This is a genomic window from Lentzea guizhouensis, assembly GCF_001701025.1.
In the GTDB taxonomy this organism is placed as follows: domain Bacteria; phylum Actinomycetota; class Actinomycetes; order Mycobacteriales; family Pseudonocardiaceae; genus Lentzea; species Lentzea guizhouensis.
In genome coordinates, this window is sequence record NZ_CP016793.1 from 665,039 (window position 1) to 690,729 (window position 25,691).

Sequence of the window (25,691 nt, forward strand, 5' to 3'; positions counted from 1 at the left end):
GACGTGGTCTAGCGGCCCAGGACGCATTGTCACCTTCACCGACTTGACCTCGGGCCCGTGTGAGGCTGTAGCTCCCTCTCGCAGAGAGGTTGAGCCTGTGGCACGATTCAACACCCAAGGGGTCCGACCGGCTGTCTCCAGCCCGGTCGTCAGCACGCCCACGATCGCCCGCAATCACCAGGGCGGCGAGGCCTTCGCGCGCGACACCAAGTCCGAGCTGTTCCTGCACGCCGTGTCCAACATGGTCGGCACCGACACCTTCTACGAGTCCGCCGAGAAGCGCGACGTCCGCTACGCCGACCTCGTGCGCACCGTCGCGCTGGAGGATCCGGCGTGGACGGCCCGGTTCCTGCTCTGGCTGCGCACCGAGGCGAACATGCGCACGGCATCGCTCGTCGGCGCGGCCGAGTACGTGCACGCCCGCCTCGCCGCCGCCGGCACGCGCCCGGCCGACCAGCACGAGACGCAGGCGCTCGACGGCACGTTCGACGGCGACCACCTCAACTACGTGCTGGCCGCCAACCGCAACGTCATCGAGTCCGTGCTGCAGCGCGCCGACGAGCCCGGCGAACTCCTCGCCTACTGGACCGCGGTGCACGGACGCAAGGTGCCCAAGCCCGTGAAGCGCGGCATCGCCGACGCCATCCAGCGCCTGTGGGACGAGCGCGCGGTGCTGAAGTGGGACAGCACCGCCCGCGGCTTCCGCATGGCCGACGTGCTGAACCTCGCGCACCCGTCACCGAAGGCGGACTGGCAGGGCGACCTGTTCCAGCACATGCTCGACCGGCGACGCGACAACGAAGCCGCCATCCCCGCCCGGCTCGAGATGATGGCTGCGCGCGCCGAGCTGATGAAGTGGCCGGTCGAGAAGCGCCGTGCCCTGTTCGACCGTGACCGCGACGCCGTCTCCTCGGTGCTGCGGCAGGCAGGCATGACGTGGGAGTCGGTCGCCGGGTGGCTGCAGGGCCCGATGACCGCGCAGGTGTGGGAGGCGCTCGTCCCGACCATGGGCTACATGGCGTTGCTCCGTCAGCTCAGGAACTTCGACGAGGCCGGCGTCTCGGACGAGGTCGCAGCAGAGGTCGCGGCGAAGCTGGCGGACCCCGCGCAGGTGGAGCGGTCGCAGCAGTTCCCGTTCCGGTTCCTGGCCGCGTACCGGGCCGCGCCGTCGCTGCGGTGGGGGCACACACTGGAGAAGGCGCTGCAGGCGTCCCTGCGGAACGTGCCCGCGCTGCCGGGGCGGACGCTCGTGCTGATCGACCGGTCGCCGTCGATGTTCCCCGGCTACCACTTCTCGACGCCGTCCAAGTCGGACATCACGTGCGCGGACCAGGCGGCGGTGTTCGGTTGCGCGGTTGCGATGCGCGCGGCCAACGCCACGACCGTGCTGTTCGGTGGCACGAGCCGCAAGGTCGACCCGCCCCGCGGCGGGTCGTTGCTGAAGTTCGTCGACGGCCTCGGCGACCCGATCAGCTACACGGACACGGCAGCTGCGGTGCGCGAGCACTTCGCCGGCCACGACCGCGTGATCATCGTGACCGACGAGCAGTCGGCCTCGGCTGACGCTGCCGCCTCGGTGCCGGGCAGCACGCCGGTGTACGTGTGGAACCTGGGTGGCTACCAGCACGGCAACACCCGCTCCGGAGCGCGGAACCGGCACACCTTCGGCGGCCTGACCGACGCGGCCTTCAAGATGATCCCGTGGCTCGAGTCCGGCCGAGACGCCACCTGGCCGTTCTGAACGGCATGTGACAAAGGGCCCGCCCGGTGACATCCGGGCGGGCCCTTCTCGTTGTAGCGCCGGCGGGACTTGAACCCGCGACCTCTGGGTTATGAGCCCAGCGAGCTACCGACTGCTCCACGGCGCACCGCGGCTGCCACGGGCTGTCCCGCATCTCTGACGGGACCCTGCTGCCTCTCGACTCGACGTGGGGCGCCACGCCTCTTTCGACTTCGCCGAGCTGTAGCCGATCCGGGAATCGAACCCGGTTCCCCGCCTTGAAAGGGCGGTGCCTCAACCGTATGGCTCACCGGCCTTGCTGCGCGGAAGACGAAGGGATCGAACCCTCGGGCTCTCGCCCGGCGACCGGTTAGCAACCGATCTGGCGCACCAGCGCCGCCGTCTTCCAGTCGAGCATCAGCAGAAGGCGGAGGTATCGAACCCCCAGGCTGTTAGGCCCGGCCCGGTTTTCAAGACCGGTTTGCCGACCTCGGCGCCGCCTTCCATGTCCCGCCGACCGGATTTGAACCGGCGCTTCCGCGATCGGTGTCACTCCCCTTGCCGGGGTTCGCGGGGTGCTGGATCAACGGGTCCCCGCAGGAGACTCGATCTCCACGATCGCGGCGTCTTAGGCCGCTGAACTACTAGCAGGACATGGGCGCATCGTACCGACGAATCTTCGGTAGCGCGATCTATCTTCCGCCGTTTCGTCGTAGCTTTGCCTGACTAAGCGTGTATTCTTCGGCCAGGTGTACGGCCCGTGATGGGCGTCCACCGCATCCGGTGATCGGACCCAGCAAGACCTCCGACCCGCGTGCCCGTGATGGGGCGCAGGTGCCAGCCACCTCCCCATCGCCTGAAGGGCACGACCATGGGCGGCACTCTGCTGCGCAACAGCGACCTGTTCACCGACCGCGACCGCGAGCTCTTCGACTCCCGCGTCCCGGCTCACGACGTCGGCGACATCCTCGGCTTCGCCCCGGACGGTTCCCCGATTCGCGCCCTCGGCGGCGGCGCGCGGAACACGTACGAGCCGTGGCTCTGGGAGGAGTTCGGCGCCGACGTCATCCAGAAGATCCGCCAGAACTCCGCGGTGGAGGCGGTCGCACACCGCGTCCCCATGAAGTCGCAGACCCGGTCCACCCCGCGGTCGGGCGGCATCGACATGGACATCGTCGCCAAGGGCGGTGCCTACGGCGAGGACACCAACGTCAACGACGAGGTGATCCTGAGCGCGCAGAAGTTCGGTCGCGCGGTCCGGATCGCCGAGGAGGACATCGACGACTCCCTCGCCGACGTCGTCGAGACCAAGCTGAGCGACTGGGCCACCGCGTACGCGAAGGGCCTCGACAACGCCTGCTTGGCGGTCACCGCGTCCAAGTCGAGCACGGGCTGCAAGTTCGACAGCCTGTACTACACGCTGACGCAGACCAACGCGGACACCAACTACACCGCGAACAGCAACATCACGAAGACCGGTTCGGGCGGCACCAGCTACGCCAGCCTGTCGGCCACGCTCGGCAAGGTCGAGACCTCCGACTACTGGGTCGACGGCGCCGGCGTGTGGATCGTGCACCCGGCGTACAAGCAGATCCTGCGCGACATCGTCGACGCGAACGACCGGCCGATCTTCGCCGAGTCGTCCAGCGGTGACTCCGCCGGTGCCGCGTCGGTTCCGGACCGCATCATGGGCTACCCGGTGCGCTGGTCGCTCGGTGCGCGCACGAGCGCCACGCCGACCGCGCGGCCGACCGGCAACCCGCTCGCGGTGTTCGCCATCCCCCAGTTCATGCTGCTGGGCATCCGCTCCGGCCCGGAGTCGATCTACATCGACGGCCGAAACGGCCTCGCCGCGCTTACCGACGAGTCGATCCTGAAGCTCCGCGCACGCCGCGGCTTCGCCGTCGGCATCGAGCACGCGTTCGCCATCCACGAGGACAACTCCTGACCCACCCCCTGGACCGCGGTAGGGCGCCCAGCGTGGTGGTCCGGTGCCCTACCGCTCCCCAGACGAACTGTGAGGAGCACATCCCGTGGCGAACAACGACGACACCGCGAAGGACAACGCGGACGAGGTCGAGCTGCAGAACGACGGCCCCGACGAGTCCCAGGCGCAGCCGAAGCGCACCGAGCAGTTCCCGTCCCTGAAGGGCACCGAGGAGGGCCGTGAGCAGGAGGTCGAGCAGCGTTCGGCCGACGGCTCCGACGGCACGCGCTTCGAGAAGAAGTTCATCGTCGACAAGGGCGCGGAGAACAGCGAGCCGCAGCACGAGGCGAACCGCGCCAACGTGCTGGAGGACGCGATCCAGCGCGGCCTGCACCCGCGCGGCGAGGTGCGGTTCGACGGCGCCGAGGACATCACGAGGGAGCCGGCCGAGCCCGGTCGCCGGTTCTTCCCGCTGGTCGAGCTGACCTACTCGGTGGAGACCATCCCGGCCGCAGTCGACACGCAGCCAGCTGAGACCACGACGCCGCGCGACCAGATCGAGTCGGACGACGGCAGCACCAGCACGCCGACGGACAAGCCGGCGGCCGGTGCCACGCGGCGCGCCGAGGCCGCGAAGGCGGAGAAGTCCGCCACGGCGAAGACCAGCTCCCGCACCAGCTCGGCCACGGCGAAGTCGAGCACCTCGAAGACCAGCACCAAGTCCACGGCCGCGGCGAAGCCGGCCACGACGAAGAAGGAGTGAGGTGATGACGCAGCCGACGCGGACGACGTGGGCCATGCCGGTTGACGTCCTCTCCCTCACCGGCATCGCCGACGCGACGGACGCCGAGGTCGTTCAGGCGAACGCGATCATCGAGATCATCGGCGGTCGCCTGTACACGACCTCGGCGGACCGGACCGGCCGGAAGGACACCGAGTGGCTGCGCCGCGCGGTCGCCTACCAGGTGCCGTGGATGCGGGCCCAGCCGGACTTCTTCGAGCGTCTCGACCTCGCGACGCTCGAAGGGTTGGAGCTCAAGGAACTCGCGCTCATCCTCGCGCCGATGACGCGGCTCGTGCTGAACAGGCTGTCGTGGCGCCGAACCAGGTCGCTGCACGTGCGGTCGACGTTTCAGGACGGTCCGGGCCCTGTGTCGAGTAACCCGCTCGCCGAGGTCAACGACGCGTACGAGTCGTGGACCCCGCTGGGGGGTGGCTGATGTGTACGCGGTCGCCACGTGCCGGGGCTCGATCCTCCGTGGCAGCACGGAGTCCGAGTTCGGCGACGAGGAGGACAACGAGACCGTCGCCGCGTCCGGCGTGCTGGCCCGGATCAAGAGCGAGCGCCGCCGGGTCTTCGACTCCGCGACGCAGACCGCGCGGACGGTGCGCGTGCCGATGGCGCGCGTGCAGTCCGACACGGACATCAAGGCCGGTGACCGGTTCCGCGACGACACCCACGGCGGCGTGATCTACGCCGTGATCGACGTGGACCAGCCCGACCAGCAAGGACGCCAGTCAGACCTAGTGATCGAACTCAGGAAGCTCAAGCCGGCCGAGTAGATCGGCCGATCTCCCTGAGCCAGCCGAGCCGTAGAGGCGAGGAAGGCGGTGAACCATGGGCGAGTTCCGCGAAGTCGCGGGCTGGCAGGCGCACGTCGCCGTCAGCAAGCGCGAACTGCTGGAGGCCAAGCTCTGTCCCGCCATCCTCGCTGACATGGTCGGTGGCGTCCCCGTCGACTCCGGCGAGCTCCGTGACTCGCTGGACTTCGAGGTCATCGGCGACGACGTCGGCCGCATCGGCTCCCGCGACGCGAAGCACTCGGGCCCCGTCGAGGAGGGCCACGAGATCGTCTACCGCGACGCGAACGGCGCGAAGGTCCACACCGGACGCATGGTTCCCGCCCAGCCGTACATGAAGCCCGCTCTGTACCGGAAGCGGGGCGGCTGATGGCCACGATCCTGCGCGCGAACACGGGGCTCGTCGCCGCTGCCTGGCTCGGCGGCGTAACCGGGTTGAACCCGGCGATGGTGGCGTCACGGCTTCCCAGCGACAACACGACCTGGGCGGCATCCGGGTTCGTCACGGTGCGCACGACGGGCGGCTCGTCGGCAGTCGACTACGCGCTGCGGCAGCCCGTCGTCACGGTCGACTGCTGGGCCTGCACGCTCAACAGCAGCAAGCCGCCGTGGGGCAAGGCGTGGCACCTCGCCGAGACCATCCACGCCGCTACCAATCCAGCGGACGACGCCGCGCGCCGTGCGGTGTACCGCGACCTCGCGCTGCCCGGCAACTACCCGCAGGCCCGCGTCATGGGCGCGACCGCACGCAGCGAGCCGCGCGAGGCCTACGGCGACGCCGGCGGCTACGCACACGTGCTGCTGGACGTCGAGTTCGACTGGGTGGAGCTGCCATGAGCCGAAAGCGCTTCGGCCTCTACGGCCCGAACAGCAGGGACTTTCTCACCTACGGCGGCCGGATCCTCGTCCACCACGACCGCGCACAGCTGGAGTTCCTCGTCGTCGGCGTGCCGGTGCGCGAGCTGCCGCCGGACATCCCCGAGGACCAGACGTTGCCGATCCGGTTCCACCCCGAGATGTGCGGGGTGCAGTTCACCGCCGACGGAGACGTCGCCGGGAAGGAGCAGTTCCGATGCACAACGTGAGGACGACCTTCCAGCCGGACAAGCCGATCGAAATCGGCGACGCCGAGTACGAGGACCTGCAGCGCCAGGGCCTGCTCGTCGAGGACGGCAAGGCCACGAAGAAGAAGTCCACTCCGGACGACAACAAGGACGGCGGCGACGCCGGGACCGAGAAGTAAGGGAGACAGGACATGTCGGTCACCGTGACCAACCTGGCCCAGGGCCCCGGCACGCTCTACACGGGCGTGTTCGGCACGGCGGAGCCCGCCGACTCTGCGGTGAACACCACGCCTGCCGCATCCGGGTGGACGGACCGCGGCGGCACGGACGGCGGCATCAAGCTCGTGATGACGCAGACGTTCTCCGAGTTGAAGGTCGACCAGATCGTCGACAGCCCCGGCCGACGGCTGGTGAAGCGCGACTTCAACATCCAGACCAACCTCGCCGAGGTGACGCTGGAGAACCTCGCGTTGGCCATGAATGGCGGCACCGCAGCGAGCGGCTCCGGGTTCAAGACCCTCACGCCTCAGACGGCGAGCTCGGCAACTCAGCCGAACTACATCGCCAGCCTGCTCGACGCGTGGGGGCCGAACCAGAAGCGGCGCCGGGTGATCGCCCGCAAGGTGCTGAACATCAGCAACGTCGAGTCGGCATACCAGAAGGACGCGCAGACGTTCATCCCGGTCGACTTCGCCGCGCACTACGTCAGCGAGAGCGTCGCGCCCTTCTACATCCAGGACGAGGTCGCCGCCTGACCTTCTGCCGGGCGCGAGCTCTCCCTCGCGCCCGGCGCCCTCTCCCGTTGTTCTCCGGACCACCAAAGGACATGCCATGGGTGCAACCTCCCCGACCCGCAAGCGCGCGCCGCGCAAGGCCACAGCACCGAAGCCACGCGCGGTCGCCGTGCCGCTCGACGGGTTCGAGCCGATTCGGATGGTTACTCCGGCCGAGCCAGCGCCGGTCGAGATGGTCGAGATTTTCTCAATCGACGACAAGTCGTACTGCGTGCCGAAGGACGTCAGCCCGTCGGTCTCCCTCCGTTTCATGCGGCTCGCTCGCCAGGAGGGCATGGAGATCGCGATGGCGGGTCTGCTGGAGGAGATGCTCGGAACGGAGGCCTACGACGCACTCGCCAACTACCCACACCTCACGAAGGAGCAGTTTGCCGACGTGATGGACCTGTTGCGGCGGCAAGCGATGGGCGCCGTGGAAGCCCCAAAAGAGCGTTCGAAGAGCGCCTGAAGGAAATCAGTTGGGTGCTCGGCTACCTCGATGATCTCCACGCCGACTTTTTGGCGATCTGGGGCATCGACATCCACCGGGACACCACGCTGACCGGCCCGGAGTTCTTCGCGCTGGCGATGCGGACGTTCGCGTTCGACGGGGTCATGACAGCGAGGGCTCGCGCGGAAGACAAGGCCCAGCAACCGATCCAGGCGCCAGCAACGCCTGCCGCAGCGCAGCCCGCGGCGCGACCGGCAGCGCAGCAGGGACCAGCGCAGGTGGTGGAGCTCTCGGCGTTCCGGGCGATGTACCCCGGCGTCGTCGAGATGAGCAGCGACAAGCAGGACTGAACGCGGAAGGAGGTGGGCAGCAGTGGCCGAAGGCTTCAAGATCGCCGAGGCGTTCGTCGACGTCGTCTTGCGGGATCACACCGACGACGAGATGCAGCGGATGCGGGACCGCATCAAGAACTCGAAGCCGTTCGAGCTGCCTACCACCACAACCCTCAAGCCGCCGTCACCCTCCGAGCAGAAGAAGAACAAGGAGCAGACCGAGAAGCAGACGTCGAAGGACCCGGTCGAGGTCCCGACGAAACTGAAGGACCCGGTCAACGACGCGTGGAAAGCAAAGGTCGACGCGGACATCCGCGCCGCAGCCAAGGACCTCGCCCAACTCCCGGTCGACGCCGACACGGAGCGAATCCGGCAGCACATCGCCGCGCAGATCCAAGAGATCCAGCAGACGATGAAGGCCGACATCCCGCTGGACGTCGCCGAAGCCGCGGAGTGGCGGCGCAAGATCCGCAGCGAGGTCGACCTCGTCGCCATGACCGTCAAGGCCAAGATCCCCGTCGAGGTCGACGAGTCCAAGCTGGACCGCGCCAAGGACAAGGTGCGCGACGGCGCGCGCGACATGGAACGCGACATGCGCTCCGCGTCGAACTCGATCCGCCAGTCCACGGGCGCCGCGGCGAACGACGTCGAGACCCGGATGGGCGGCGCAGCAACCCGTTCTGGCGTGCACCTTGGATCGCTCGGCCGCTACGCCGCGATCGGTCTCGGCGTCGTGCCGCCGCTCGCGATCGCCGGCGCGGGCGCGATCGCCGCCATCGCTCCCGCCGCGTTCGCTGCCGCCGCGGGCATCGCCTCGATCGGGCTGGCGTTCGGCCCGGTCATCGGCGCGCTCAAGGGCTACGCGGCCGACCAGAAGGCCGCTGGTGCCGCCTCGGGTTCTTCGGCGGCGAGCCAGTTGGCGGACGCGATGGCGATCCGGGACGCGAACCGTGCGATCACCGACGCGAAGCGGGACCAGGTCGAGGCCTACGAGGACGCCGCTGACCAGATCGCCGCGGCGGAGCGCCGCGTGGAGGACGCGAACCGGTCTGCGGCGGACGCACAGGACGCGCTCACCGACGCGCGCCGGCGCGCCACCGAGCAGTTGGAGGACCTGCAGCGCCGGGTGGAGGACGCGTCGCTGTCCGAAGAGGGCGCGACGCTCTCGCTGGAGACGGCGAAGGAGCGGCTCAAGGAGGTGATGGGCAGCCCGCTGTCGACCGACCTGGAGAAGCGGCGCGCCGAGTACGACGTGAAGCAGGCCGAGAACCGGCTGAAGCGCCTGCAGGAGGAGAACGCCCGCACCCGCCGCGACCTCGAGGAGGCAACCGCCGCCGGCATCGAGGGCGACGAGCAGGTGATCGACGCGCGGGAGCGGCTCGCCGACGCGAACCGGGACGTCGCGGATGCGCAGAAGGCGCTGGCGGACGCGCACGAGGATGCCGCCGAGCGACGTCGCCAGGCCGACGAGCGGGTCGCGCGCGCGATCGAGCACCTCGCCGATGTGCAGGCTCAGCAGGCTGCTTCGGCGGGCGCTGCTGGTGGGGCGACGTCGAAGTTCGCCGAGGCGATGGCCAAGCTCACCCCGGAGGGGCGTGCGTTCGTCGAGCAGCTGATCTCGATGAAGCCGCTGCTGGACGACCTGTCCAAGACGGCGCAGCAGGAAATGCTGCCCGGCTTCACGAAGATGCTCAAGGACAGCGAGACGCTGTTCCCGATCTTCAAGCAGGCCATCGGCGACGCCAGCGGCATCATCGGTGACCTCGCCGCACGGGCCGGAGACCTGTTCCGGGACCCGGTGTTCCAAGGGGAACTCGCACAGAACTTCGCCAACGGCATGACCATGTTCAAGGCAGCCGGTGACGTCGGGTTGCAGCTGTTCCGGGACTGGGTTGAGCTTGGCGCGCAGGCGAAGCCGGTCACGGACGCGCTAGCGGACGGGCTGCACTTCCTCGGTGACGGCGTGAGCGCGATGTTCGATGCGCTGGCGCCGCACATGGGTTCGATCGGCAGTGTGCTGCGGTCCGTGTTCCAGATCGCGGGCGAGCTGCTGGGGCCGATCGGCGAGCTGACGGGCATGTTCGCGGACGGACTCGCGCCGATCCTAGACGCCCTGGTTCCGGTAGTGCGGTCGCTGGCGAGGGGCTTCCTCTCGGTCGCGGAGCCGCTGATCGACGCCCTGTCGCCCGCGCTGACCCACATCATCGAGCACGGCCTTCGGCCACTCACGGACCTGCTCGGCGGCGACCAGTTCCAAGAGCTGATGACGGCCGCCGGCGAGGCCTTCGGCGAGTGGTGGATGGTGCTCGCGAAGCTGTCTGAGCCGCTGTCCAACCTCGTCGTCCAGCTCCTGCCGTTGCTTCTGGACCTGGCCATGCGGTGGCTCGAAGCCCTGGAGCCGATCTGGCCTGAGGTGCAGAACCTGGCGTCGGTGATCGCCGACGAGCTGAGCAAGGCGATCATCGATCTGGCGCCTCACCTGCCGTTCTTGATCGAGAGCTTCGTCAAGCTGGTCGAGGCCGTAGCACCTCACATCCCCCAGCTGATCGAGCTGGCGGCGGTCATCGCTGGGGTCGTCATCCCGGCCGTCGCGTGGCTCGTGACGTCCTTCATCCAGGTCAACAACACCGTGTTCGGGCCGCTCGCTGACGCCATCGCCTGGGCCCTGACCAACATCCCCGCCGCCTGGGAGTGGATCAAGAACAAGACGCGGGAGAACATCGACCTGATCCGCGAAGGGCTGGAGTGGTTCGGCAGTCTGCACATCCGGTTCTACGAGTGGATCAACCGCGCGAAGGACGCCGCGATCGACCGCTTCTGGGCGCTGGTCGACTGGGTCCGCGGCCTGCCAGGGCGGCTACTTGAAGCTGCGGGCAACTTCGGAGACCTGTTGTGGGGCAAGGGACAGGACTTCGTGCGGGGCCTGTGGAACGGCATCAGCTCCATGGGCTCGTGGCTGCGCGACAAGATTTGGAATTGGGTGAAGGCGCAGATTCCCGCACCCGTCAAGGACGCCCTCGGCATCCACTCGCCCTCCAAGGTCGCCGAGGAGATCGCGCGCGAGGTGCCCGCCGGCATGGTCATCGGCCTCGATGCTGGCAGCAAGGATCTTGAGCGCGCGTCCCTGCGGCTCGCGAGCACCATCCAAAGCGGAATCACGGTCGGCGGTGACGGTGCCGCGGCACCGACCTCCGGTCCGGTGCCACTCGACCTTGGTGCGGCCGGCCTTTCCTCTGGCGGCGGCTCCACGATCACCATCCAGCAGCTGATCGTGCAGGTGCAGGGCGTTGTCGACCTCACCGATCCGTACGCCATGACCACTGCCGCACGCGAGTTCGTCGTGCGTCTCCGTGAGGCCCTGCGGCAGGTGGAGGCGAGCCAGGCATGAGCTACGGCACCGTTCAGGTGGGACGCCTCGGGTTGACCGAGGCGCTGTCGGCGTTCGACGACAAGGTCAACGCGACGACCGACGTGCGCACGGTGACGATCACCGGCCAGGAGTCGCTGCCACCGCTCACGGCCGTGCAGATCGCGCGTATCCAGGACGACGTTCCTGGCCTGCTGGGCGCGATCGTTCCGGTGACGTTCACCGACAAGGATGACCGCAACGGCTACTACCAGGTGCGCGACACCGGGGCGAAGCTCTTCAGCTGGACCGGCGAGGTCATCACCTGCGACTGGAACCTCACCCTCACCAGGCTCGGCACCGACACCGAGGTCGACCTGGAGTCCCGGCTCACTGGTGCCTCCGCGCGCAACAACAGCTTCGCCGCCAGCGGCGAGCGGTGGCACGCGCCGCCCATCGGCCACTACGGGTACTGGACATCCAGCACCCAACCCTCGTCGGTCACCCGCAGCGGGGCCGACGGCGCGATGACCGTGTACCGCGGGCTGCCGCTGACGGTGAACCCGCGGTGGGGCTGCCCGGTGGGCTCGTACCTGGCCGGCCGCGTGCGGGTCCTCGACGCGAACAACCTGGAGCGCGTCGGCACCGGCTTCAGCACCCCGGCGTCCAGCTGGGAGCTCAACAACGCACTCGTCCGCGTCCGGCCGCTGGCCTCGTCCGGGGTTCTGGAGATCTCCGCGTACACCGGGGGCGGCTGGCAGGCGAAGAGCTGGGACATCCTCTCGGGCGGCGTGAGCATCGGCGCGTTCGACACGGTGTCCGTGCTGCACAACGAGCCCGAGCTGGTCGTCCTCCGGCTTCTGCGGTCGCAGTCACCGGGTCGGTTCACCGTGGACGTGACGCTGCGTCGCGGCTCCCGCCTCGTCGAGCTGTACGTGCAGGCGGCGTTCAGCTCGACGCTGAAGGTCGTCCGCGCCTCCGCTGAGGCTGGGACCGCCGGAACCGGCTACGTGCGCGCCACGGCCAACGACGGGGCCGGGAACCGGTACATAGTCGGCTCCGCCCTCACGCACACTGCGGACACCGTCAACGGAGGCCTCTCCCTCGCCACCACGACGACGCTCGACGCGTTCATCGGCGTCATCGTGAGCGGCTCCGGAGCGGTGGCCGGTGACCAGGCGGGCGACCTCTACGCGCAGTACCTCGGGGCCCCGGCCGAGCTCGTGCAGGCGGTGAGACGGTGACCGTCAACGAGGCGCTGATGAAGCTCGGCCGGTGGGGGTTCAAGCTCACCGCCGAGACCCCGCGCGAGGTTCTCGACGCGATCGACTACTTCGGCCACGTCGCGATCAGCACCGGTCGCGTCGACCCCCGCGTGGCCGGCGACAGCCTGCTCCGGTCCGCCCGGTACGTCGGCGTCGTCCGCGTCCGCCAGCTCGCCGAGGTCGACAGCGGCGCCGAGAGCACCCTCGGCGGCCCTGGCATGGCGATGTGGCTCGGCGACGAGGACAAGAAGGGATCCGTCCTCGAGAACGCCACGCCGTTCGCGTCCGGGTCCTTCACGTCCACCGTGCGGGCGCTGCTGCCGTACTCCGGTGCCGTCACCGAAGGCACGCTTCACTCGGTCACTGGCGCCTACACCAACACGCACGTCTACCAAGACCCGCGCACGGCGATCGACTACGTGTGCGGCTACTTCACCGCGGACACGTCCGACCCGGTGGAGTGGCGGGTCAACGGCGACGGCACGCTCGACGCTGGCCACGTCTCGGACCTGTACGAGTCGACGCCGCGGTGCGCGATCGTCCGGCGTTCCGAGGGCGTCGACATGGCGCTGCGGGCGCTCGCCGGCAAGGCGTCCACCGCGCGCGACGTCGACGACTTCACCACGCGGGTGGTTCTCCTCGCGTCCGGTACCGGCGGGTCGGTCGCGACCGGTGACGCCGACATCGCACCCGGCCTCAACGGGTACCTGGACCTGCACGGCAACCCGCTCGTCATGACCCGGCTCGTGTCCGAGTCCGCCACCAGCGGAGGGAACGCGGCCGCCCGCGCACAGCTCGCCCTCAACCAGTTCACGAAGCCCCGCACCCAGCTGACGCTGTCGACCAACGAGTACGACGTCCGCGGCGACGTCGCGGTCGGCGACGCTGTGTGGGTCTGGTCCCCCGACGTCGGCCTGGAGGACCAAAACAACCAGATCATCCACCGCGGTCTGCGCCTGCACCCAGTGAAGCTGCGCCTGATCGAGATGACCTGGCCGATCAGCTCCGGTATGTCGGTCGCCTACCGGGACAAGACCGGCCGCTGGTGGGACCTCACCGACTACGTCCGGTTCGAGAACGGCTCCACCTCGCTGGTCGTCGGCGGCTACGACCGGTCCCTGACCAACAGCGGCGGCGAGCCTGTCGGCTCCCGCCCGGTGCCGGACACCAGCGTGCCCGCGGCACCGGTGTTCGTCACTCCGTTCGTGCAGGCCGTGTACCAGTCGGCAATCTCGGGCATCACGAAGGCCCAGGTGCAGGTGCAGTGGGTCAAGCCCAACAACACCGACGGCAGCCTGGTGCTCGACGGCGACCACTACGAGATCCAGTACCGCACCGGCTCGACGCCGATCTTCCCCGCCACGCACGGGCAGATGTCCGCGTACACCCACGGCCAGCTCGCCGCGGGCACGCACGCACAGCCGATCACGTACGAGCCGGGTCCCTGGCAGTCCGCGTACGCGAGCTTCGACGACACCGCGCAGCTGCTGCAGGAGCTGACGCCAGGAGTGCCGTACGACCTGCGGATCCGGGCTTTCGACAACGCAACCCCGCCGAACGTGTCGGCCTGGTCCGCCACGACGACGATCCAGACCAACGGCGACACCATCGCGCCGTCCACACCGGCAGCACCGGAGGTCGCGGCGTCGCGGATCGCCGTGCAGATCACCCACACCCTCGGCCGCTCCGACGGCGGCGAGTGGAACCTGGAAGCCGACCTCAACCACCTGGAGATCCACGCCCAGTACACGCCCAGCTTCTTCCCTGACGACACCACACGCATCGGGAAGTTGTTGGCCAACAACGGCATGATGCTCGGCGAGATCCCCGCCGTCGGCACGTTCCCCGTGGAATTTGTCGACGACGTCTACATCAAGATCATTGCCGTAGACGACGCCGGCAACAAGTCCTCGCCGAGCGTGGCGGCGCAGTCGAGCGTGCTGCTGATCGACGACGCGCACATCTCCGACCTCACCGTCAGCAAGATCACCGCAGGCACCATGACCGCGCAGGTGGTGAACGCCGGCCGCATCTGGTCCGGCACCGACGGCGGCGCCCGCATGCAGCTCGTTGCGGCTGGACTCGAGGCCTACAACGCCAGCAACACGAAGACGGTCGCGATCAACGCCTCAGACGGCACGATCGAAGCCGTCGGCACCATCACCACCGGCCTGACCGGCAAGCGCATCGTGCTCAACCCGGTCGACAGCGGCCGCGTGCCGGAGATCAGGTTCTTCCCAGACGCCGGTTCGTCCTACGGCTACATCAACTCGCCGGCCGCGGGATCGACGGCGACCCTCGGCATGAACTCTGGCGCGTCTGGTGGGTTCCAGACGACGGTGTGGTTGTTCCCAGGCGACGGTCGGCTCTCCTACTCACAGGTCGGCACAGGCACCGCCGCGGGCGGTTCGTGCAGCGTCAACAGCGGTGGCGCGCACGTCGAGAACCTTTCTCTCGCGACAGGTCAACGCAACGGCGGCTTCCTGTGGGCGCTGAGCAGCGAAGCCTACTTCGGCGTGCACTACCCCGGCGGGGTCGACGCCTTCCACCACGTCGACGGTTCGAACGGCCGGCACGGTTTCAAGGGCGCACTGGAGCAGGGGAACTCGTACAGCGGACAGGCCGCCCTGTGGTGGAACTACACGGTGGCTGGCGGTGGCGCAGCCAACTTCGCCTACGGCGCAACGATGACCGGGACCATGATCGTCCTTGCGTCTTGGACCGACCACACCAGCTACCTCAAAGACACCGTGTGCAACGTCTACAACAACGCGTCCACCGGGTTCAGCGTCGGGAACTCCGTCGGCGCACGCAACGGCCACTACGGCGTGCAGGCCATGAGGTTCGTCTAAGGAGGACAGAGCGATGGCCCTGACACGAGTGGTCGTCCAAAGTGTGACGTTGAGGCAGAAGCCGGTGGCGTGCTGGGAAGTTGTCGTGCACGAGCACCACGACGACCAGCCCAAGCCCGCGGTCGTCGTCAACGTGCTGCCGTACGAGATGCCGATCTGGCGGGCCGCCGAGTACGGCATCGACCCAGGTGACCTCAACACCCTCGTCGACATCATGCTCTGCGAGCGCTACGTCGACCCGAGCGTGATGCAGCCGGAAAACATCGCGCTGTTCAACAAGCCGACGATCGCCGAGGCCCGTGAAGAGTTCCTCGGCCACATCGTCGCGACGAAGCTCAAGTACAGGATGTCGACCCGCAACGCGGAGATGAACAAGATCCGACAGGAGACGACCGTCCATCCCGCTGACCTCGCACTGAAGACCATGGGCGTGATCTTGCACAGGCATACCACCGGTGTGCAGAAGCTCGACCCTGACGTCGCGAAGGCCTTCCAGTACATGCAGGTCGCGGTCGACGCCTTCGAGCAGAAGCAGGGGGCCTGATGTCGACCCTCACCACGCGTCTCCAGCTCGTCAAGGAGACCAACGCCGAGAACTACTCCGTCGGAACCGTCAACAACAACAGCGACAAGATCGACGCTGCCGTCGGATTCGAGGAGTGCACGTCCAGCACCCGGCCGAGCAGCCCCTACAACGGCAAGGGCATCCGCGAGTCCGACACCGGGTCCGTGCTGCTGTCCAACGGAACCGTGCCGGCGTCGGGCAGCTGGAAGTACCTGTGGTCCGCTGACGGCCCAGTCATCGTCGGTGCGGTCGGCGCGTCCGCACCGCTGCGCGGCCAGACCACCGGCTTCCTCACCGGCACCCGACTGCTCGACGCACGCAAGTACGGCGAGGCCAACCCCGGCTTCACCATCGACTTCGACGGCAAGCACCAGTGGGGGCCAGGTGGTGTCACCGCGCCGGACACCAACCTGTACCGCTCGACCACCGACCTGCTGCGCACCGACGACTCCTTCTACGTTGGCGGCGCACTCACGGTCGTCGGTGCGGTGACGCTGACCGGCGCCGTCTCGGGACCGGTCGCCCGCGGCCTGGTTCGCCGCGGGCGCCGCTCCACATCGAGCACGGGAACCACCTCGATCGTCGGGGTGCTGCGACTGGGCGACAGTCCCAACACGATCCCCGTGGTCAGCGGGCGCGCCTATCGGATCAGCGCAGTCGTGCATCCCCGCTCGACGATTGCGGGTGACCGGATCCTGACCGAGATCCGCTACACCACGGATGGCTCCGCACCGTCGACGTCCAGCACCGTGCTGGCGCAGAAGTACTCCACCGCCTTTGCGGTGTCCTCTGCGGACTCTGACCCGTTCGAGACCGTGTATGAGCCGGCGACCTCACACAACCTGCGGCTGCTGTTGACGATCTCCCGCGGTGCCGGCACGGGCACGGTCGAGGCGTACGCGGACGCGACCGCCTCCACCGAACTGGTCGTCGAAGACGTCGGCCTGGCCGTCACGAACACGGGGGTCTCCGTCTGATGGCCGCCACCTTCCGCCGCTGCCGCACGCAGCACCAGCACAACCTGGGAGGTCGATTCGATGCTTTCACCGGTCGCCCGCTACATCCTCGCCGTGCACGCCCTGGTGCTCGGCCTGGGCTACCTGCTCGGGCCACCCCAGTGGTACAGCGGCGGCACCTTCTCTGTCGTGCGGAGCCTGGGTGTGCCGATCTCCGTGTGGGGCGTGGCGTTCCTCATCGTCGGCCTACTGCTTCTGGCACGCAAACACACCGCGGGCCACGCGATGGGGGTGCTCGTCTTCGTGTTCTGGGGCCTCGGGCTGGCAGCGTCGCTGAAGTCCGGTCAGTTGTCGGGCTGGGGCTCACCAATCCACAACCTTCTGCTGGCGGCCCCGCTGCACGCCCTGGGGCTCTGGCGACGCGCGCAGTCCCGAGTGGACGCGAGAACGGACCACGAATGATCCGGCTGCTTCTCGCGCCGGCCACACACCGCGACGCGATCGTCTACCTGGCGCAAGCCTCGGCGACCGGGCCGCCGTGGCTCGCCATCGCGCTGGCCGCCATTGCCACCCTCAGCGCCATCGGCGTCGCGCTGGCCCCAGCGCTCGTCGAGCGGGTCAAGCGCGGTCACACCTCGGCCGCGTCCACCGCCACACCACCAGCGCCTGCCGTCGAGGGCTCGGTCGACCTGGTGCGCGAAGCCCTCGCCGACGCCCGGCGGGAACGGGACGAAGCGCAGCAGGAGGCCAAGGACCTTTCACGAGAGCTGACCAACGCGCACCGCGAGATCGCGGAACGCGACGTCGTCATCGCCCGGCGAGACGCACAGATCGAGGCGCTGATCAACCGGCTCGGAGGTGGCTCGGCATGACGCGGCACCAGGAAGACGACGACCCGATCGACATCCTCAAGGGCGCCGTCCAGGAAGAGACCGCTGCTGCCGCAGAGCAGGCCGCCGAAGCGACCGTCGCGCGGTCCAACCGGCGCTGGCTGCCGGTCATCATGGGCGGGGTCTTGGTGGTCTCGCTGCTGATCTCCGCCGCGGTGGCCCTCGCCGTGGTCGACCTGTACTCGAAGCAGACGCAGGTGGCCGCGGCGGTGTCGGAGATCCGGCAGCTCGCCGAAGACGCCAAGACTGCCGGCGACGTCGCGAACGCCCAGCTGGAGCGCCGCGGCCAGCAGCCGGTGCCGATCCCGCAACCGGGCGAAGCACAGGACTCCGATGTGCTCGTCGCGGCGGCCACCGCGCGGGTTCTGGCGTCGCTGCCCGATAGCCGGCCGACGGCGGACCAGGTCGTTGCGGCGGTCGCGGCCTATGTGGCAGCGAACATGTCGCTGTTCGGGCCGTCGCCACAGCAGATCAGGACCGAGGTCGCCGCATATTTCCAGGCGAATCCGCCGCCGTCTGGACCACCCGGAGTGGATGGCCAGCCAGGACGCGACGGCGAGAAGGGCGACAAGGGCGAGAAGGGCGATCCGCCTACCGCCGCAGAGATCGAGGCCGTGTGGGTCGCCTACCTGCGCGACAACCCGGACGCCCTGTGTCCCCGCGGCGGTTCGTTCGCGCAGCTGCGCGTCCAGCTCGCTGACGGTGGCACGGCCGACACGTGGCAGTGCGTCGTCGCTGTGACGCCGCCCAGCTCATCGACCACACGAACCCCTGTGGTCCCAACGTTTTGAGGAGGTGGATCCATGGGCGTGTACGGGCTCGACATCAGCAACTACCAGTCGCGGCTCACGGACTACGGCGGGATCGTCCGCGACGGCTTCGAGTTCGTGTTCATCCTCGCGTCGGACGGCGAGTGGCGGCAGCCCTTCTTCCGGCAGCAGCTGGACGGCTGCCGGACTCGAGGTCTGCTGGTGGCGGCATACCACTACCAGCGGGAGCACGTATCTGCGGCACGGCAAGTCGAGATCATCGCGTCTCAGGTACCGAAGGACGTCCCGGTCGTTATCGACGTCGAGCACCACTCCGGGCGCGGCAAGGCCGGCGTCGACCTGTGCCGGGCGATCGTCGACGGCTTGCGCGCCCGCGGCTACCTGGTGCCGCTGGTGTACATCCCGCGCTGGTACTGGTCGGCCCCAGCCGACGCCCCGAAGGGCGGACTCGGCTACGCCGACCTCTCCGGCCTGCCGCCGCTCTGGGTGTCCTGGTACCCGGACTACCTGACCAGGACCAAGGAACGAGGTAAGGACGCGCTGCCCGCGTCCGTGTGGACCGGCTACGGCGGCCTGTGGGTCGCGGTGGCGCAGTACACCTCGTCTGGCCGGGTCTCCGGCTACGACGGCGCTGTTGATCAGAACTACTACCGCGGCAGCGTGCAGGAGCTCGCTGCCCTGATGGGTGGAGGTGTCGACGTGGCACTCACGCAAGGCGAGTACTGGGAGATCGAGAACCGGGCGTACGCCGCGGTCCGGAACCTGTTCTTCGACATGGCAGCAGGCAACAGCGCGGCGGCCGCGTCGTTCCAGCAGATGGTGTCCGGCGCGGTCGAGCCGCACTTCGCCGGCGTGCTGGCAGCGGTGGCCGGGATCGCACAGAACGCGGACATCACGCCGGAGGAGCTGCGGGAGGCAACCCTCGCAGCCGCGCTGGAGGCCGCGGGCAAGCAGGCGTCGCTGGTGTCCGACACCCTGCGCGGCGACCTCGCGGCCATGACCGAGGAGGCGCTGCGGCGAGTCCAGGACGCCGACAACCTCGACGAGGCCAAGAAGACCGTCGACGAGCTGCTCAGCCGGATCAGCACGCTCACCGGCGCGCCGCCGTCCGTGGCGGACGTGAACGAGGACGGCCTGCGCGGTGGTGCCGCCGCACCGGACGGTGTGGGCGGCCCGACCGCAGACGACGCTGTGGGCGACGACACCGAGGAGAAGTTCTGATGGAGATGGGAAACCTGCTGGGCACCGCTCAGCTGCTGTCGATGCTGCTGGGCTTCGTGTTCCCGGTCCTCAACGGACTGCTGACGAAGCCGGCCGCGGCGAAGGTCCGGGTGTTCGGGCAGCTCGTCCTCTCGGCTGCGGCGGGATTCGCCGCCGAGTGGCTGGACGCCGCGAACACCGGCACGGCCTACAACGCGGTGCAGGCCGCGACCGGCTGGCTGCTGACCCTGCTGACCGCCCTCGCGGTCGAGGCGAAGATCTGGGCGCCGCTCGGCGTGTCCACCTGGGCCACCACCCACGGCGTCGGGGCCGGCCTGCGTCCGGCGTCACGTGCCGCTGACGGCTCGCACACGATCACGTCGTTGCCGAAGTAACCAACCCAGAACCTGCCGTGGCGTCGGCAGAACAGCGTGATCCCGTGCCGGTCCCCGACTCCCGGCACGGGATCACGCATCACTCTAGAGAATCCGGGACCTCACATGGACATCGGCGTTGTCATCCCCACCCACCCGGCCCGCGTCGACAACGGCATGGTCGCCCGCGCCACCGCGTCGGTGATGACTCAGACCCTTCGGCCGGCCGAGCTGCACATCCCGATCGACCTTCATCGCGAGGGCGCCTGGGGAACGAGAGACCGCGGCCTGCAAGCCGTTCGCGCACCGTGGGTTGCGTTCCTCGACAGCGACGACGAGTTCATGCCGCACCACCTGGAGACGCTCGCCCGCGCGGCCGAGGAAACCGGCGCGGACTACGTGTACTCGTACTACCAGGTCCGCAACGCCTACGGGCACGACATCGACTGCGACCCGTTGGGGCACTTCGGGAAGGTGTTCGACCCGGCTGACCCTATTCAGACGACGATCACGACGCTCGTGCGCACCGAGCTCGCGCAGAAGGTCGGGTTCCACGAGCCGTCTGCGGGAGAAATGATCCACGGGCAGCGTGGCGGCGAGGACTGGTTCTTCACCCTCGACTGCGTGCGACTTGGCGCCAAGATTGTTCATGTGCCGCAACGGACTTGGTGGTGGTCCCATCATGGCTTTAACACAAGCGGGCTGCCGACCCAAGGGGACGCACGGCAGCCGTAGGTGAGATAAAATGGGTTATGCCAAGGCTTCGGGGTGCGCCGCCCATGGTCCGGTTCGAGACCTATGTCGACAAACGCGGCACCGTTCCGAGCAAGTCGAAGCTCGGGCGTTGCTGGCTATGGAAGGGGAACGTAGACCAGTACGGCTACGGACGCTTCAAGGTCGGGCAGACAACCAACCAAGCACACCGCTGGCTGCTGGGTCATCTACGCGGCGCACCCTTGACCTGGAACAGCGAGATGCGGGAGACCGCGAACCACCGATGCGGGAACAGGCTGTGCGTAAGACCTGAGCACCTCTACGTCGGAACGCAGAAGGCCAACGTCGAAGACGCCATCAAGGACAGCACGCATGTGAGCCTCCAGCGGCGCTTGGAGACTCATTGCGTGAACCGTCACGAGTTCACCGAAAAGAACACCTACATCACCAAGAGCGGCACGCGTACGTTCCGCAGATGCCAGGCCCTTGCGCAGCAGCGGTATCGCGAACGCCTGCGCCGGGAACGGATCGCCACGCACTGACCTCGAGGTCGGCCGATCAGGGTGACGCGCGGGCGCGTGGCTAGGCCTGCTCTACGCGCGTCCACATCGGGCCGTCGAACTCCTCCGGCGTGAGGTGCGAGCGCTTCCAGCGCGGCGCGGGCGCGGCGGCCTCCCCGCCTTCCTCGGCGTTGACCGGCATCTGCCACCACACCTGGTCGGGCCACACCAGCCACTGGCCGCCGAGCACGACCTTTCCCGGTTCGGGCTCGGCGGCCTGGCGGTAGACCGTGGCCTGTCGCACGTCGAGCGTCTTCGGCAGGGTCTCGACCGGCGCCCACGAAACATCCGCCACGGATCGAATCCTACGTCGGTGGCGCCGGCTTCCTCGGGGTGCGGTTGCCCTTGCCGGGCGCCTTGGCGACAGCGTCACGAACGAGGTTCGCGAGGTAGCGGTTGCGGCCGGCGCGGCCGGGTTCGCGGTCGTAGACGGGCACACCAAGTCGGATCATGCGGTTGGACACCACGGTGTCTTTGATACCGCAGAACTTCGCGACCTCCGGTGTGGTCCACACCTCGGGGTCGGTCACCGGGCGTACCGGATCGGACCGGAGCTGGCAGACGACCAGCCGCTGAACTCCATCGCCTTGGCGCGCGTGACCATCGCCTCGATCTCCGGCCAGACCTGCTGCCACAGGGCTTGCGCCCGCTCGGTGCGCTGTCGCAGGACCTCTTCCCCGTCGCCCGGCTGCACCGCGGGGTAGGTGGCGTTGGCGAGGCGGTAGCTGGCTTCGTTCATGGCCGCAAGTGCTTGGCCGTCTCCCGTTGCGAGGGAGTGGTCGAACTCGGCTGCGGTCATGTCGGCCACGATGCGGGCGTCGGCTCTGATCGTGGCGACTGGGTTGGCGTGTGCGGCGTCGGTCATGCAGTCATCATGCTCGACGGTCGAGCAAGCGACAAGGCTTCGACTCAAGGTTGCGCCGTTCGAGTGGCGCTCCTCCCTGAGGCTTGTATAACGCTCGACCGTCGAGCATGATGGTCTTACCACGAGCCCCGGAGGACACCATGAACTCGACCGCCGCCCTCATCGCCGCCACTTACCTCGACCTCGCCAAGGACGTCATGCAGCTCCCCGTCGCTCTGCTCGACCTGCGCGAGCAGCTCGACCTCCCCCGCGAGGTCGTCGACGCGACGATCCTGGAGATGACCAAGACCGGGTTCGTGCACCTGCTGCCCAGCTCGGACCGCAGCCGCAACGACTCCGAGGTCATGGAGGCCGCGATCCCGGTCGGCGGCGAGCGCAAGGACTTCCTGGTCTTCGAGGGCGAGTTTTTCGGCGAGTGACCGCCGCGGCGGCCCCCACGAGGGGCCGCCCTCCGTCGTCGTGGGCCACGACGGCCAACACACCCGACAGCAGGGCCCCACACCACACGACGAACCCTTTCATCTCCGATCGATGCAACCGCCAGCTGAACCCCGACCGGAAGGCCGACCGATGCCCACGCGCCAGGTACTCATCGTCACCCATGGCTACCTCCACACCCGACCCGCCGACACCCCACCCGCCGACGTCGAACTCGACCTGCAGCGCCTGCTGAAGGACCCCGCGCGCGTCCTGCCGCAGGAACTGCGCGACCTCACTGGCCAGGACGACCTGGTCCGCCGCTTCGTCTACGCCACCGCCGGCGCGCCCACCCTCACCGCCACGACCGCCCAGTTGGTGCTGGAGCTGACCGCACTGGTGCCGCAGGTGGTGGTGCACGTGGGCTGCGCCGGTGGCAAGCACCGGGCGGTCGCGATCGGCGAAGGCCTCGGCCTGGCGTTGGAGCAGCTGGGCATCACGACCGAGGTGCAGCACCTGCACAAGGACCTGCCCCGCGTGGTCCGCGCCCACGCGTAGCTCAAGCCCCCAGAACGGCACTGGCTCCGGGCCACGCCAGAGCCAGTGCCACGGGAACGACCAACCACCACCGGAGGACAAGATGACCGACGCGCACACCTTCGAGGACGAGGAGCCGTTCTTCGAGGACGAGCACGAGCTCCGCGCCAACCTCGTGGCCACCTACGACGAGGAAGAGGCTGAGGAGATCCTCCCCGAGCTGCTCAAGGCCCTTCCGGGTCGACTGTCCGACCACTCCGCGCAGGACGTCGTCGACCTGGCCTACAAGATCCAGACCCGCTGACGTCTCCGCCACTGCGGTCCCCGAACCAGCCCGGTTCGGGGACCGCCTGCGGTCCGGCCGGCCCGCGCTTACGATTCCCGCATCCCCCAGCACCGCCGTCTTGGAGGCCGAGGTGGACATCGGGAACGACGCCAGCAGCAGCATGGTCGCCGCCCAGGTCCCCATCATCGGCACCATGCGGTACGAACGCCCCGGACAGCGCCTGCGCGAGATCCCACCAGATCGGTGCGTCCGCCCGTACAAGCCGCACGACCTGCGCGGCAACCGACTAGGCCGGATGCTGATCACCTGGAACGTGTGCCACCAGCTCCGCGGCTACGTCTGTCTGGCCTGCGACCGCGAAACCCCGCAGTACGCCAGCTGGTGCGTCGGCCCTGCGCCGATCCCTCTGCTGCCCGGCGAGCCTGCAGCCCTCGGTGTCCAGCCCCCGCCACCAGCGTGCGGGCACCCCGTGCTCGACGCCCACCCGCACGAGCCCGCCGACGCGGAGACCCGCTGATGCCGGTCGTGGTCCGGCTGGACAGCGACGATCTCGACGCCCTCGCTGCCTGGCTGCGCGACCAACTCGACGACACCCGGCTCGGCCGCGGTCACGCCGCGATCCTCGACGTGCTCGCCCCGCACCTGCACGCCACCTCGTCGGCCGGCCAGCTCACCCGTCGCGTCCTGCTGGCGCTCGGCTCGGTCTACGCCGACCAGCCCGGCTACCGCGACGACTGGCGACCGCAGTAACGCCCGTCCACGACGATGCGACAGGGCCGGTAGCCATCGACCAAGCGGAGCCGCCCGTGCCACACAGATCGTTCCTCGCCGCCTGCGTCCTGCTGGGCGTCACCGCGTGCGGAGCCCAAGGCCAGCAAGCCACACCCACCTCGTCCAGCGCGGTCACCACCACGACGACGACCGCGCCGACAACCACCACCACGGCGGCCACCGCCACGTTCAACGCGTCCGCCAACGACGTGCTGACCGCGCTGAACCTGCAGCTGCCGATGCTTCAGGACGGCGCCGAACCACTGCCAGACGGCATGCGCAACGGCGTCTTCGGCGGCCGGACCACCCCGACCATCGAGGTCTACGTCCTCCCCGAGAGCAACAAGCTCAGCAAGGTCCGCGCCGTCACCGTTCACGTGACCGGGTCCGGAGGATCGTTCCAAACCCCGGCTCGCCTGCTCGGCGGCGTCGGGACCTCGCTGCACCAGCTGGAATCGGACACGCTCGAAGCGTTCCGCCGTGACGCGCTGCCCAAGCTGTCGGCGATCACCCAGACGCGGACCACCATCCCGGTCCGGCCCTACTACGACCTCACGGTCGTCTCGCGCGACTCGTCGTCGCTCGCGTTCGTGTTCACGCCGGTCGGTGTGCCGCCACTGTCCTCGTACGACTCGCTGGGCAAGTAGAACCGCCGGCGCTACAGCGGCCCCGGACCGATGTGGTCCGGGGCCGCTTGCTGTCCCGCTGCTACACGCGCTCCCATCCCGGGGGCACCAGGTCGGCCAGCGTCATGGCGCTGCGCTGCCACCGGCCATCGTCTCGCTGCTGCCAGACCTCGTCGCCGAACACCAGGTGCCTGCCGCCGAGCTGCAGCACGTTCTCCTGCTCGACTTGGCGCCACACGACGGCCTTCGTCTCGTCGAGCTCGCCGGGCAGCGCGTCCACCAGCTCCCACTTGTTCGTCACGGCGCGAATCTTGCCAGCAGCGCAGCTACTGGATCGCGGCTAGCGCGCTTTCGTACTCCTTGGCCTGGTCCGGCGTCAGCTTGCTCGAGACCCGCACCAGCACGCCGCCCCGGACGTAGTCGTACTCGGAGATCATGCCGCCCAGGTTCTTCGAAATCTCCTGGATCTGCTTCATGCGCGCGGTCGCGCCAGCCTCGTCCGGGAAGACCTCGACGCCACCGCCGTGCTCAACCTGGGTCTTGTCGTCCGGCAGTCCCTCGGCTGGCACGCGCGAGTCCGCGAACGCGACCTTCGACGTGTACATGTTGGGCCGGCCGAGGAGCTTGTTCGGGTCGTCCTCCGCGGTGTACGCCTTGGTGAGCGAGACGGTTGGGATCCGCTCGGTGAGCTTCTGCGTGACCTGCTCGGCAGTGAGCGTGCTGGTCGAGCTGCTGGAGCAGCCGGCGAGAGCGAGTATGGCTGCGGCAGCGAGCACGATGGGCTTCACGTGGTCTCCTACTGTGGTCGGCGGTGCACCCCAAGTAGTCGTTGACCTGCCCCTGACCGTT

The 25,691-nt window shown here is 68.7% G+C and carries 35 protein-coding genes and 5 tRNA genes; 30 read left to right on the forward strand and 10 right to left on the reverse strand.

Going from position 1 to position 25,691, the window contains the following annotated elements; all coding sequences use genetic code 11:
* Positions 1–97 precede the first annotated feature (97 nt).
* Complete coding sequence (locus BBK82_RS03320) at positions 98–1,741, forward strand: TROVE domain-containing protein (RefSeq protein WP_065913664.1); 1,644 nt, start codon at positions 98–100, stop codon at positions 1,739–1,741.
* Positions 1,742–1,795: 54 nt separating this feature from the next.
* Here the strand turns inward: BBK82_RS03320 and BBK82_RS03325 are convergent.
* The 5 genes from BBK82_RS03325 to BBK82_RS49660 all read right to left on the reverse strand — a co-directional run bounded on the left by BBK82_RS03325 (position 1,796) and on the right by BBK82_RS49660 (position 2,372).
* Positions 1,796–1,868: transfer RNA gene (locus BBK82_RS03325), tRNA-Met, on the reverse strand.
* Positions 1,869–1,964: 96 nt separating this feature from the next.
* A tRNA-Glu gene (locus tag BBK82_RS03330) sits at positions 1,965–2,036 on the reverse strand.
* An 8-nt stretch (positions 2,037–2,044) separates the two neighbouring features.
* Positions 2,045–2,128, reverse strand: a tRNA-Ser gene (locus tag BBK82_RS49650).
* Positions 2,129–2,141: 13 nt separating this feature from the next.
* A tRNA-OTHER gene (locus BBK82_RS49655) sits at positions 2,142–2,225 on the reverse strand.
* A 3-nt stretch (positions 2,226–2,228) separates the two neighbouring features.
* Positions 2,229–2,372: transfer RNA gene (locus tag BBK82_RS49660), tRNA-OTHER, on the reverse strand.
* A 219-nt stretch (positions 2,373–2,591) separates the two neighbouring features.
* On the opposite strand from BBK82_RS49660, the gene BBK82_RS03335 reads away from it, so the two are divergent.
* From BBK82_RS03335 to BBK82_RS49670, 23 genes are all read left to right on the forward strand, one after another.
* On the forward strand, positions 2,592–3,668 hold the full coding sequence (locus BBK82_RS03335; protein ID WP_083267760.1) for a phage major capsid protein: 1,077 nt from the start codon (positions 2,592–2,594) through the stop codon (positions 3,666–3,668).
* Between the two features lie 85 nt (positions 3,669–3,753).
* The gene (locus BBK82_RS03340) at positions 3,754–4,410 is read left to right on the forward strand and encodes a hypothetical protein (protein ID WP_065913665.1); all 657 of its coding nucleotides are present in this window, start codon (positions 3,754–3,756) and stop codon (positions 4,408–4,410) included.
* A gap of 4 nt (positions 4,411–4,414) precedes the next feature.
* Positions 4,415–4,867 (forward strand): hypothetical protein, encoded by a 453-nt coding sequence (locus BBK82_RS03345; protein ID WP_154697029.1) that lies wholly within the window; start codon positions 4,415–4,417, stop codon positions 4,865–4,867.
* Positions 4,860–5,210 carry a head-tail adaptor protein gene (locus BBK82_RS03350; RefSeq protein ID WP_170067862.1) on the forward strand — a complete coding sequence of 117 codons (351 nt, stop codon included), beginning with the start codon at positions 4,860–4,862 and terminating at the stop codon, positions 5,208–5,210. The genes BBK82_RS03345 and BBK82_RS03350 overlap by 8 nt, the downstream gene beginning before the upstream one ends.
* A gap of 55 nt (positions 5,211–5,265) precedes the next feature.
* Complete coding sequence (locus BBK82_RS03355; RefSeq protein ID WP_065913668.1) at positions 5,266–5,598, forward strand: hypothetical protein; 333 nt, start codon at positions 5,266–5,268, stop codon at positions 5,596–5,598.
* Complete coding sequence (locus BBK82_RS03360; RefSeq protein ID WP_065913669.1) at positions 5,598–6,065, forward strand: hypothetical protein; 468 nt, start codon at positions 5,598–5,600, stop codon at positions 6,063–6,065. The genes BBK82_RS03355 and BBK82_RS03360 overlap by 1 nt, the downstream gene beginning before the upstream one ends.
* Positions 6,062–6,313, forward strand: a complete 252-nt coding sequence (locus tag BBK82_RS03365) for a hypothetical protein (RefSeq protein ID WP_065913670.1) — start codon at positions 6,062–6,064, stop codon at positions 6,311–6,313. Before BBK82_RS03360 ends, BBK82_RS03365 begins: the two co-directional genes overlap by 4 nt.
* Positions 6,301–6,471, forward strand: coding sequence for a hypothetical protein (locus BBK82_RS49665; protein ID WP_154697031.1), 171 nt, complete (start codon positions 6,301–6,303; stop codon positions 6,469–6,471). Before BBK82_RS03365 ends, BBK82_RS49665 begins: the two co-directional genes overlap by 13 nt.
* A gap of 12 nt (positions 6,472–6,483) precedes the next feature.
* The gene (locus BBK82_RS03370) at positions 6,484–7,047 is read left to right on the forward strand and encodes a phage tail tube protein (RefSeq protein ID WP_065913671.1); all 564 of its coding nucleotides are present in this window, start codon (positions 6,484–6,486) and stop codon (positions 7,045–7,047) included.
* A gap of 76 nt (positions 7,048–7,123) precedes the next feature.
* A complete protein-coding gene (locus BBK82_RS03375; protein ID WP_154697032.1) occupies positions 7,124–7,534 on the forward strand; it encodes a hypothetical protein in 411 nt (136 codons plus the stop codon).
* Positions 7,535–7,548: 14 nt separating this feature from the next.
* Entirely contained in the window at positions 7,549–7,866 is a 318-nt protein-coding gene (locus BBK82_RS03380; protein ID WP_065913673.1) for a hypothetical protein, read from the forward strand.
* Between the two features lie 22 nt (positions 7,867–7,888).
* The gene (locus BBK82_RS03385) at positions 7,889–11,236 is read left to right on the forward strand and encodes a phage tail protein (protein WP_065913674.1); all 3,348 of its coding nucleotides are present in this window, start codon (positions 7,889–7,891) and stop codon (positions 11,234–11,236) included.
* Complete coding sequence (locus tag BBK82_RS03390) at positions 11,233–12,438, forward strand: hypothetical protein (protein WP_065913675.1); 1,206 nt, start codon at positions 11,233–11,235, stop codon at positions 12,436–12,438. The genes BBK82_RS03385 and BBK82_RS03390 overlap by 4 nt, the downstream gene beginning before the upstream one ends.
* A complete protein-coding gene (locus BBK82_RS03395; RefSeq protein ID WP_065913676.1) occupies positions 12,435–15,311 on the forward strand; it encodes a phage tail protein in 2,877 nt (958 codons plus the stop codon). The genes BBK82_RS03390 and BBK82_RS03395 overlap by 4 nt, the downstream gene beginning before the upstream one ends.
* Positions 15,312–15,324: 13 nt before the next feature.
* Positions 15,325–15,855 (forward strand): hypothetical protein, encoded by a 531-nt coding sequence (locus BBK82_RS03400; RefSeq protein WP_154697033.1) that lies wholly within the window; start codon positions 15,325–15,327, stop codon positions 15,853–15,855.
* Positions 15,855–16,853 carry a chitobiase/beta-hexosaminidase C-terminal domain-containing protein gene (locus BBK82_RS03405; RefSeq protein WP_065913678.1) on the forward strand — a complete coding sequence of 333 codons (999 nt, stop codon included), beginning with the start codon at positions 15,855–15,857 and terminating at the stop codon, positions 16,851–16,853. The genes BBK82_RS03400 and BBK82_RS03405 overlap by 1 nt, the downstream gene beginning before the upstream one ends.
* A 60-nt stretch (positions 16,854–16,913) precedes the next feature.
* On the forward strand, positions 16,914–17,294 hold the full coding sequence (locus BBK82_RS03410) for a hypothetical protein (RefSeq protein ID WP_065913679.1): 381 nt from the start codon (positions 16,914–16,916) through the stop codon (positions 17,292–17,294).
* Positions 17,291–17,704 (forward strand): hypothetical protein, encoded by a 414-nt coding sequence (locus BBK82_RS03415; RefSeq protein ID WP_065913680.1) that lies wholly within the window; start codon positions 17,291–17,293, stop codon positions 17,702–17,704. Before BBK82_RS03410 ends, BBK82_RS03415 begins: the two co-directional genes overlap by 4 nt.
* The gene (locus BBK82_RS03420; protein ID WP_065913681.1) at positions 17,701–18,513 is read left to right on the forward strand and encodes a hypothetical protein; all 813 of its coding nucleotides are present in this window, start codon (positions 17,701–17,703) and stop codon (positions 18,511–18,513) included. The genes BBK82_RS03415 and BBK82_RS03420 overlap by 4 nt, the downstream gene beginning before the upstream one ends.
* Positions 18,514–18,525: 12 nt before the next feature.
* Positions 18,526–19,713: a glycoside hydrolase family 25 protein gene (locus BBK82_RS03425; RefSeq protein WP_065913682.1), complete on the forward strand. Its 1,188-nt coding sequence runs from the start codon at positions 18,526–18,528 to the stop codon at positions 19,711–19,713.
* Positions 19,713–20,087 (forward strand): hypothetical protein, encoded by a 375-nt coding sequence (locus BBK82_RS03430; RefSeq protein ID WP_065913683.1) that lies wholly within the window; start codon positions 19,713–19,715, stop codon positions 20,085–20,087. Before BBK82_RS03425 ends, BBK82_RS03430 begins: the two co-directional genes overlap by 1 nt.
* A gap of 105 nt (positions 20,088–20,192) precedes the next feature.
* Positions 20,193–20,801, forward strand: a complete 609-nt coding sequence (locus tag BBK82_RS03435) for a glycosyltransferase family 2 protein (protein WP_065913684.1) — start codon at positions 20,193–20,195, stop codon at positions 20,799–20,801.
* 44 nt (positions 20,802–20,845) lie between these two features.
* Entirely contained in the window at positions 20,846–21,322 is a 477-nt protein-coding gene (locus tag BBK82_RS49670) for an HNH endonuclease family protein (protein WP_154697034.1), read from the forward strand.
* A gap of 40 nt (positions 21,323–21,362) precedes the next feature.
* On the opposite strand, the gene BBK82_RS03445 is transcribed toward BBK82_RS49670, so the two are convergent.
* From BBK82_RS03445 to BBK82_RS03455, 3 genes are read right to left on the reverse strand one after another with little or no spacing between them, the layout of a single operon-like run.
* Positions 21,363–21,635 carry a hypothetical protein gene (locus tag BBK82_RS03445; protein WP_065913686.1) on the reverse strand — a complete coding sequence of 91 codons (273 nt, stop codon included), beginning with the start codon at positions 21,633–21,635 and terminating at the stop codon, positions 21,363–21,365.
* A gap of 10 nt (positions 21,636–21,645) precedes the next feature.
* On the reverse strand, positions 21,646–21,870 hold the full coding sequence (locus BBK82_RS03450; RefSeq protein WP_065913687.1) for a hypothetical protein: 225 nt from the start codon (positions 21,868–21,870) through the stop codon (positions 21,646–21,648).
* The gene (locus tag BBK82_RS03455; RefSeq protein WP_065913688.1) at positions 21,867–22,205 is read right to left on the reverse strand and encodes a hypothetical protein; all 339 of its coding nucleotides are present in this window, start codon (positions 22,203–22,205) and stop codon (positions 21,867–21,869) included. The genes BBK82_RS03450 and BBK82_RS03455 overlap by 4 nt, the downstream gene beginning before the upstream one ends.
* A 140-nt stretch (positions 22,206–22,345) precedes the next feature.
* Here BBK82_RS03455 and BBK82_RS03460 point away from each other — a divergent pair, with 140 nt between their 5' ends.
* The 6 genes from BBK82_RS03460 (at position 22,346) to BBK82_RS03485 (ending at position 24,863) form a co-directional block, all read left to right on the forward strand.
* Entirely contained in the window at positions 22,346–22,624 is a 279-nt protein-coding gene (locus BBK82_RS03460) for a hypothetical protein (RefSeq protein WP_065913689.1), read from the forward strand.
* Positions 22,625–22,775: 151 nt separating this feature from the next.
* Positions 22,776–23,180: a RapZ C-terminal domain-containing protein gene (locus BBK82_RS03465; RefSeq protein WP_065913690.1), complete on the forward strand. Its 405-nt coding sequence runs from the start codon at positions 22,776–22,778 to the stop codon at positions 23,178–23,180.
* Positions 23,181–23,262: 82 nt separating this feature from the next.
* A complete protein-coding gene (locus tag BBK82_RS03470; RefSeq protein WP_065913691.1) occupies positions 23,263–23,463 on the forward strand; it encodes a hypothetical protein in 201 nt (66 codons plus the stop codon).
* Between the two features lie 112 nt (positions 23,464–23,575).
* Positions 23,576–23,962, forward strand: a complete 387-nt coding sequence (locus tag BBK82_RS03475; RefSeq protein WP_154697035.1) for a hypothetical protein — start codon at positions 23,576–23,578, stop codon at positions 23,960–23,962.
* Complete coding sequence (locus BBK82_RS03480; protein WP_065913693.1) at positions 23,962–24,195, forward strand: hypothetical protein; 234 nt, start codon at positions 23,962–23,964, stop codon at positions 24,193–24,195. Before BBK82_RS03475 ends, BBK82_RS03480 begins: the two co-directional genes overlap by 1 nt.
* Positions 24,196–24,251: 56 nt before the next feature.
* Positions 24,252–24,863: a hypothetical protein gene (locus BBK82_RS03485; protein WP_065913694.1), complete on the forward strand. Its 612-nt coding sequence runs from the start codon at positions 24,252–24,254 to the stop codon at positions 24,861–24,863.
* 61 nt (positions 24,864–24,924) lie between these two features.
* Here BBK82_RS03485 and BBK82_RS03490 read toward each other — a convergent pair whose 3' ends face one another.
* Positions 24,925–25,143 (reverse strand): hypothetical protein, encoded by a 219-nt coding sequence (locus BBK82_RS03490; protein ID WP_065913695.1) that lies wholly within the window; start codon positions 25,141–25,143, stop codon positions 24,925–24,927.
* 25 nt (positions 25,144–25,168) lie between these two features.
* Positions 25,169–25,630: a hypothetical protein gene (locus BBK82_RS03495; protein ID WP_065913696.1), complete on the reverse strand. Its 462-nt coding sequence runs from the start codon at positions 25,628–25,630 to the stop codon at positions 25,169–25,171.
* Between the last annotated feature and the right edge of the window lie 61 nt (positions 25,631–25,691).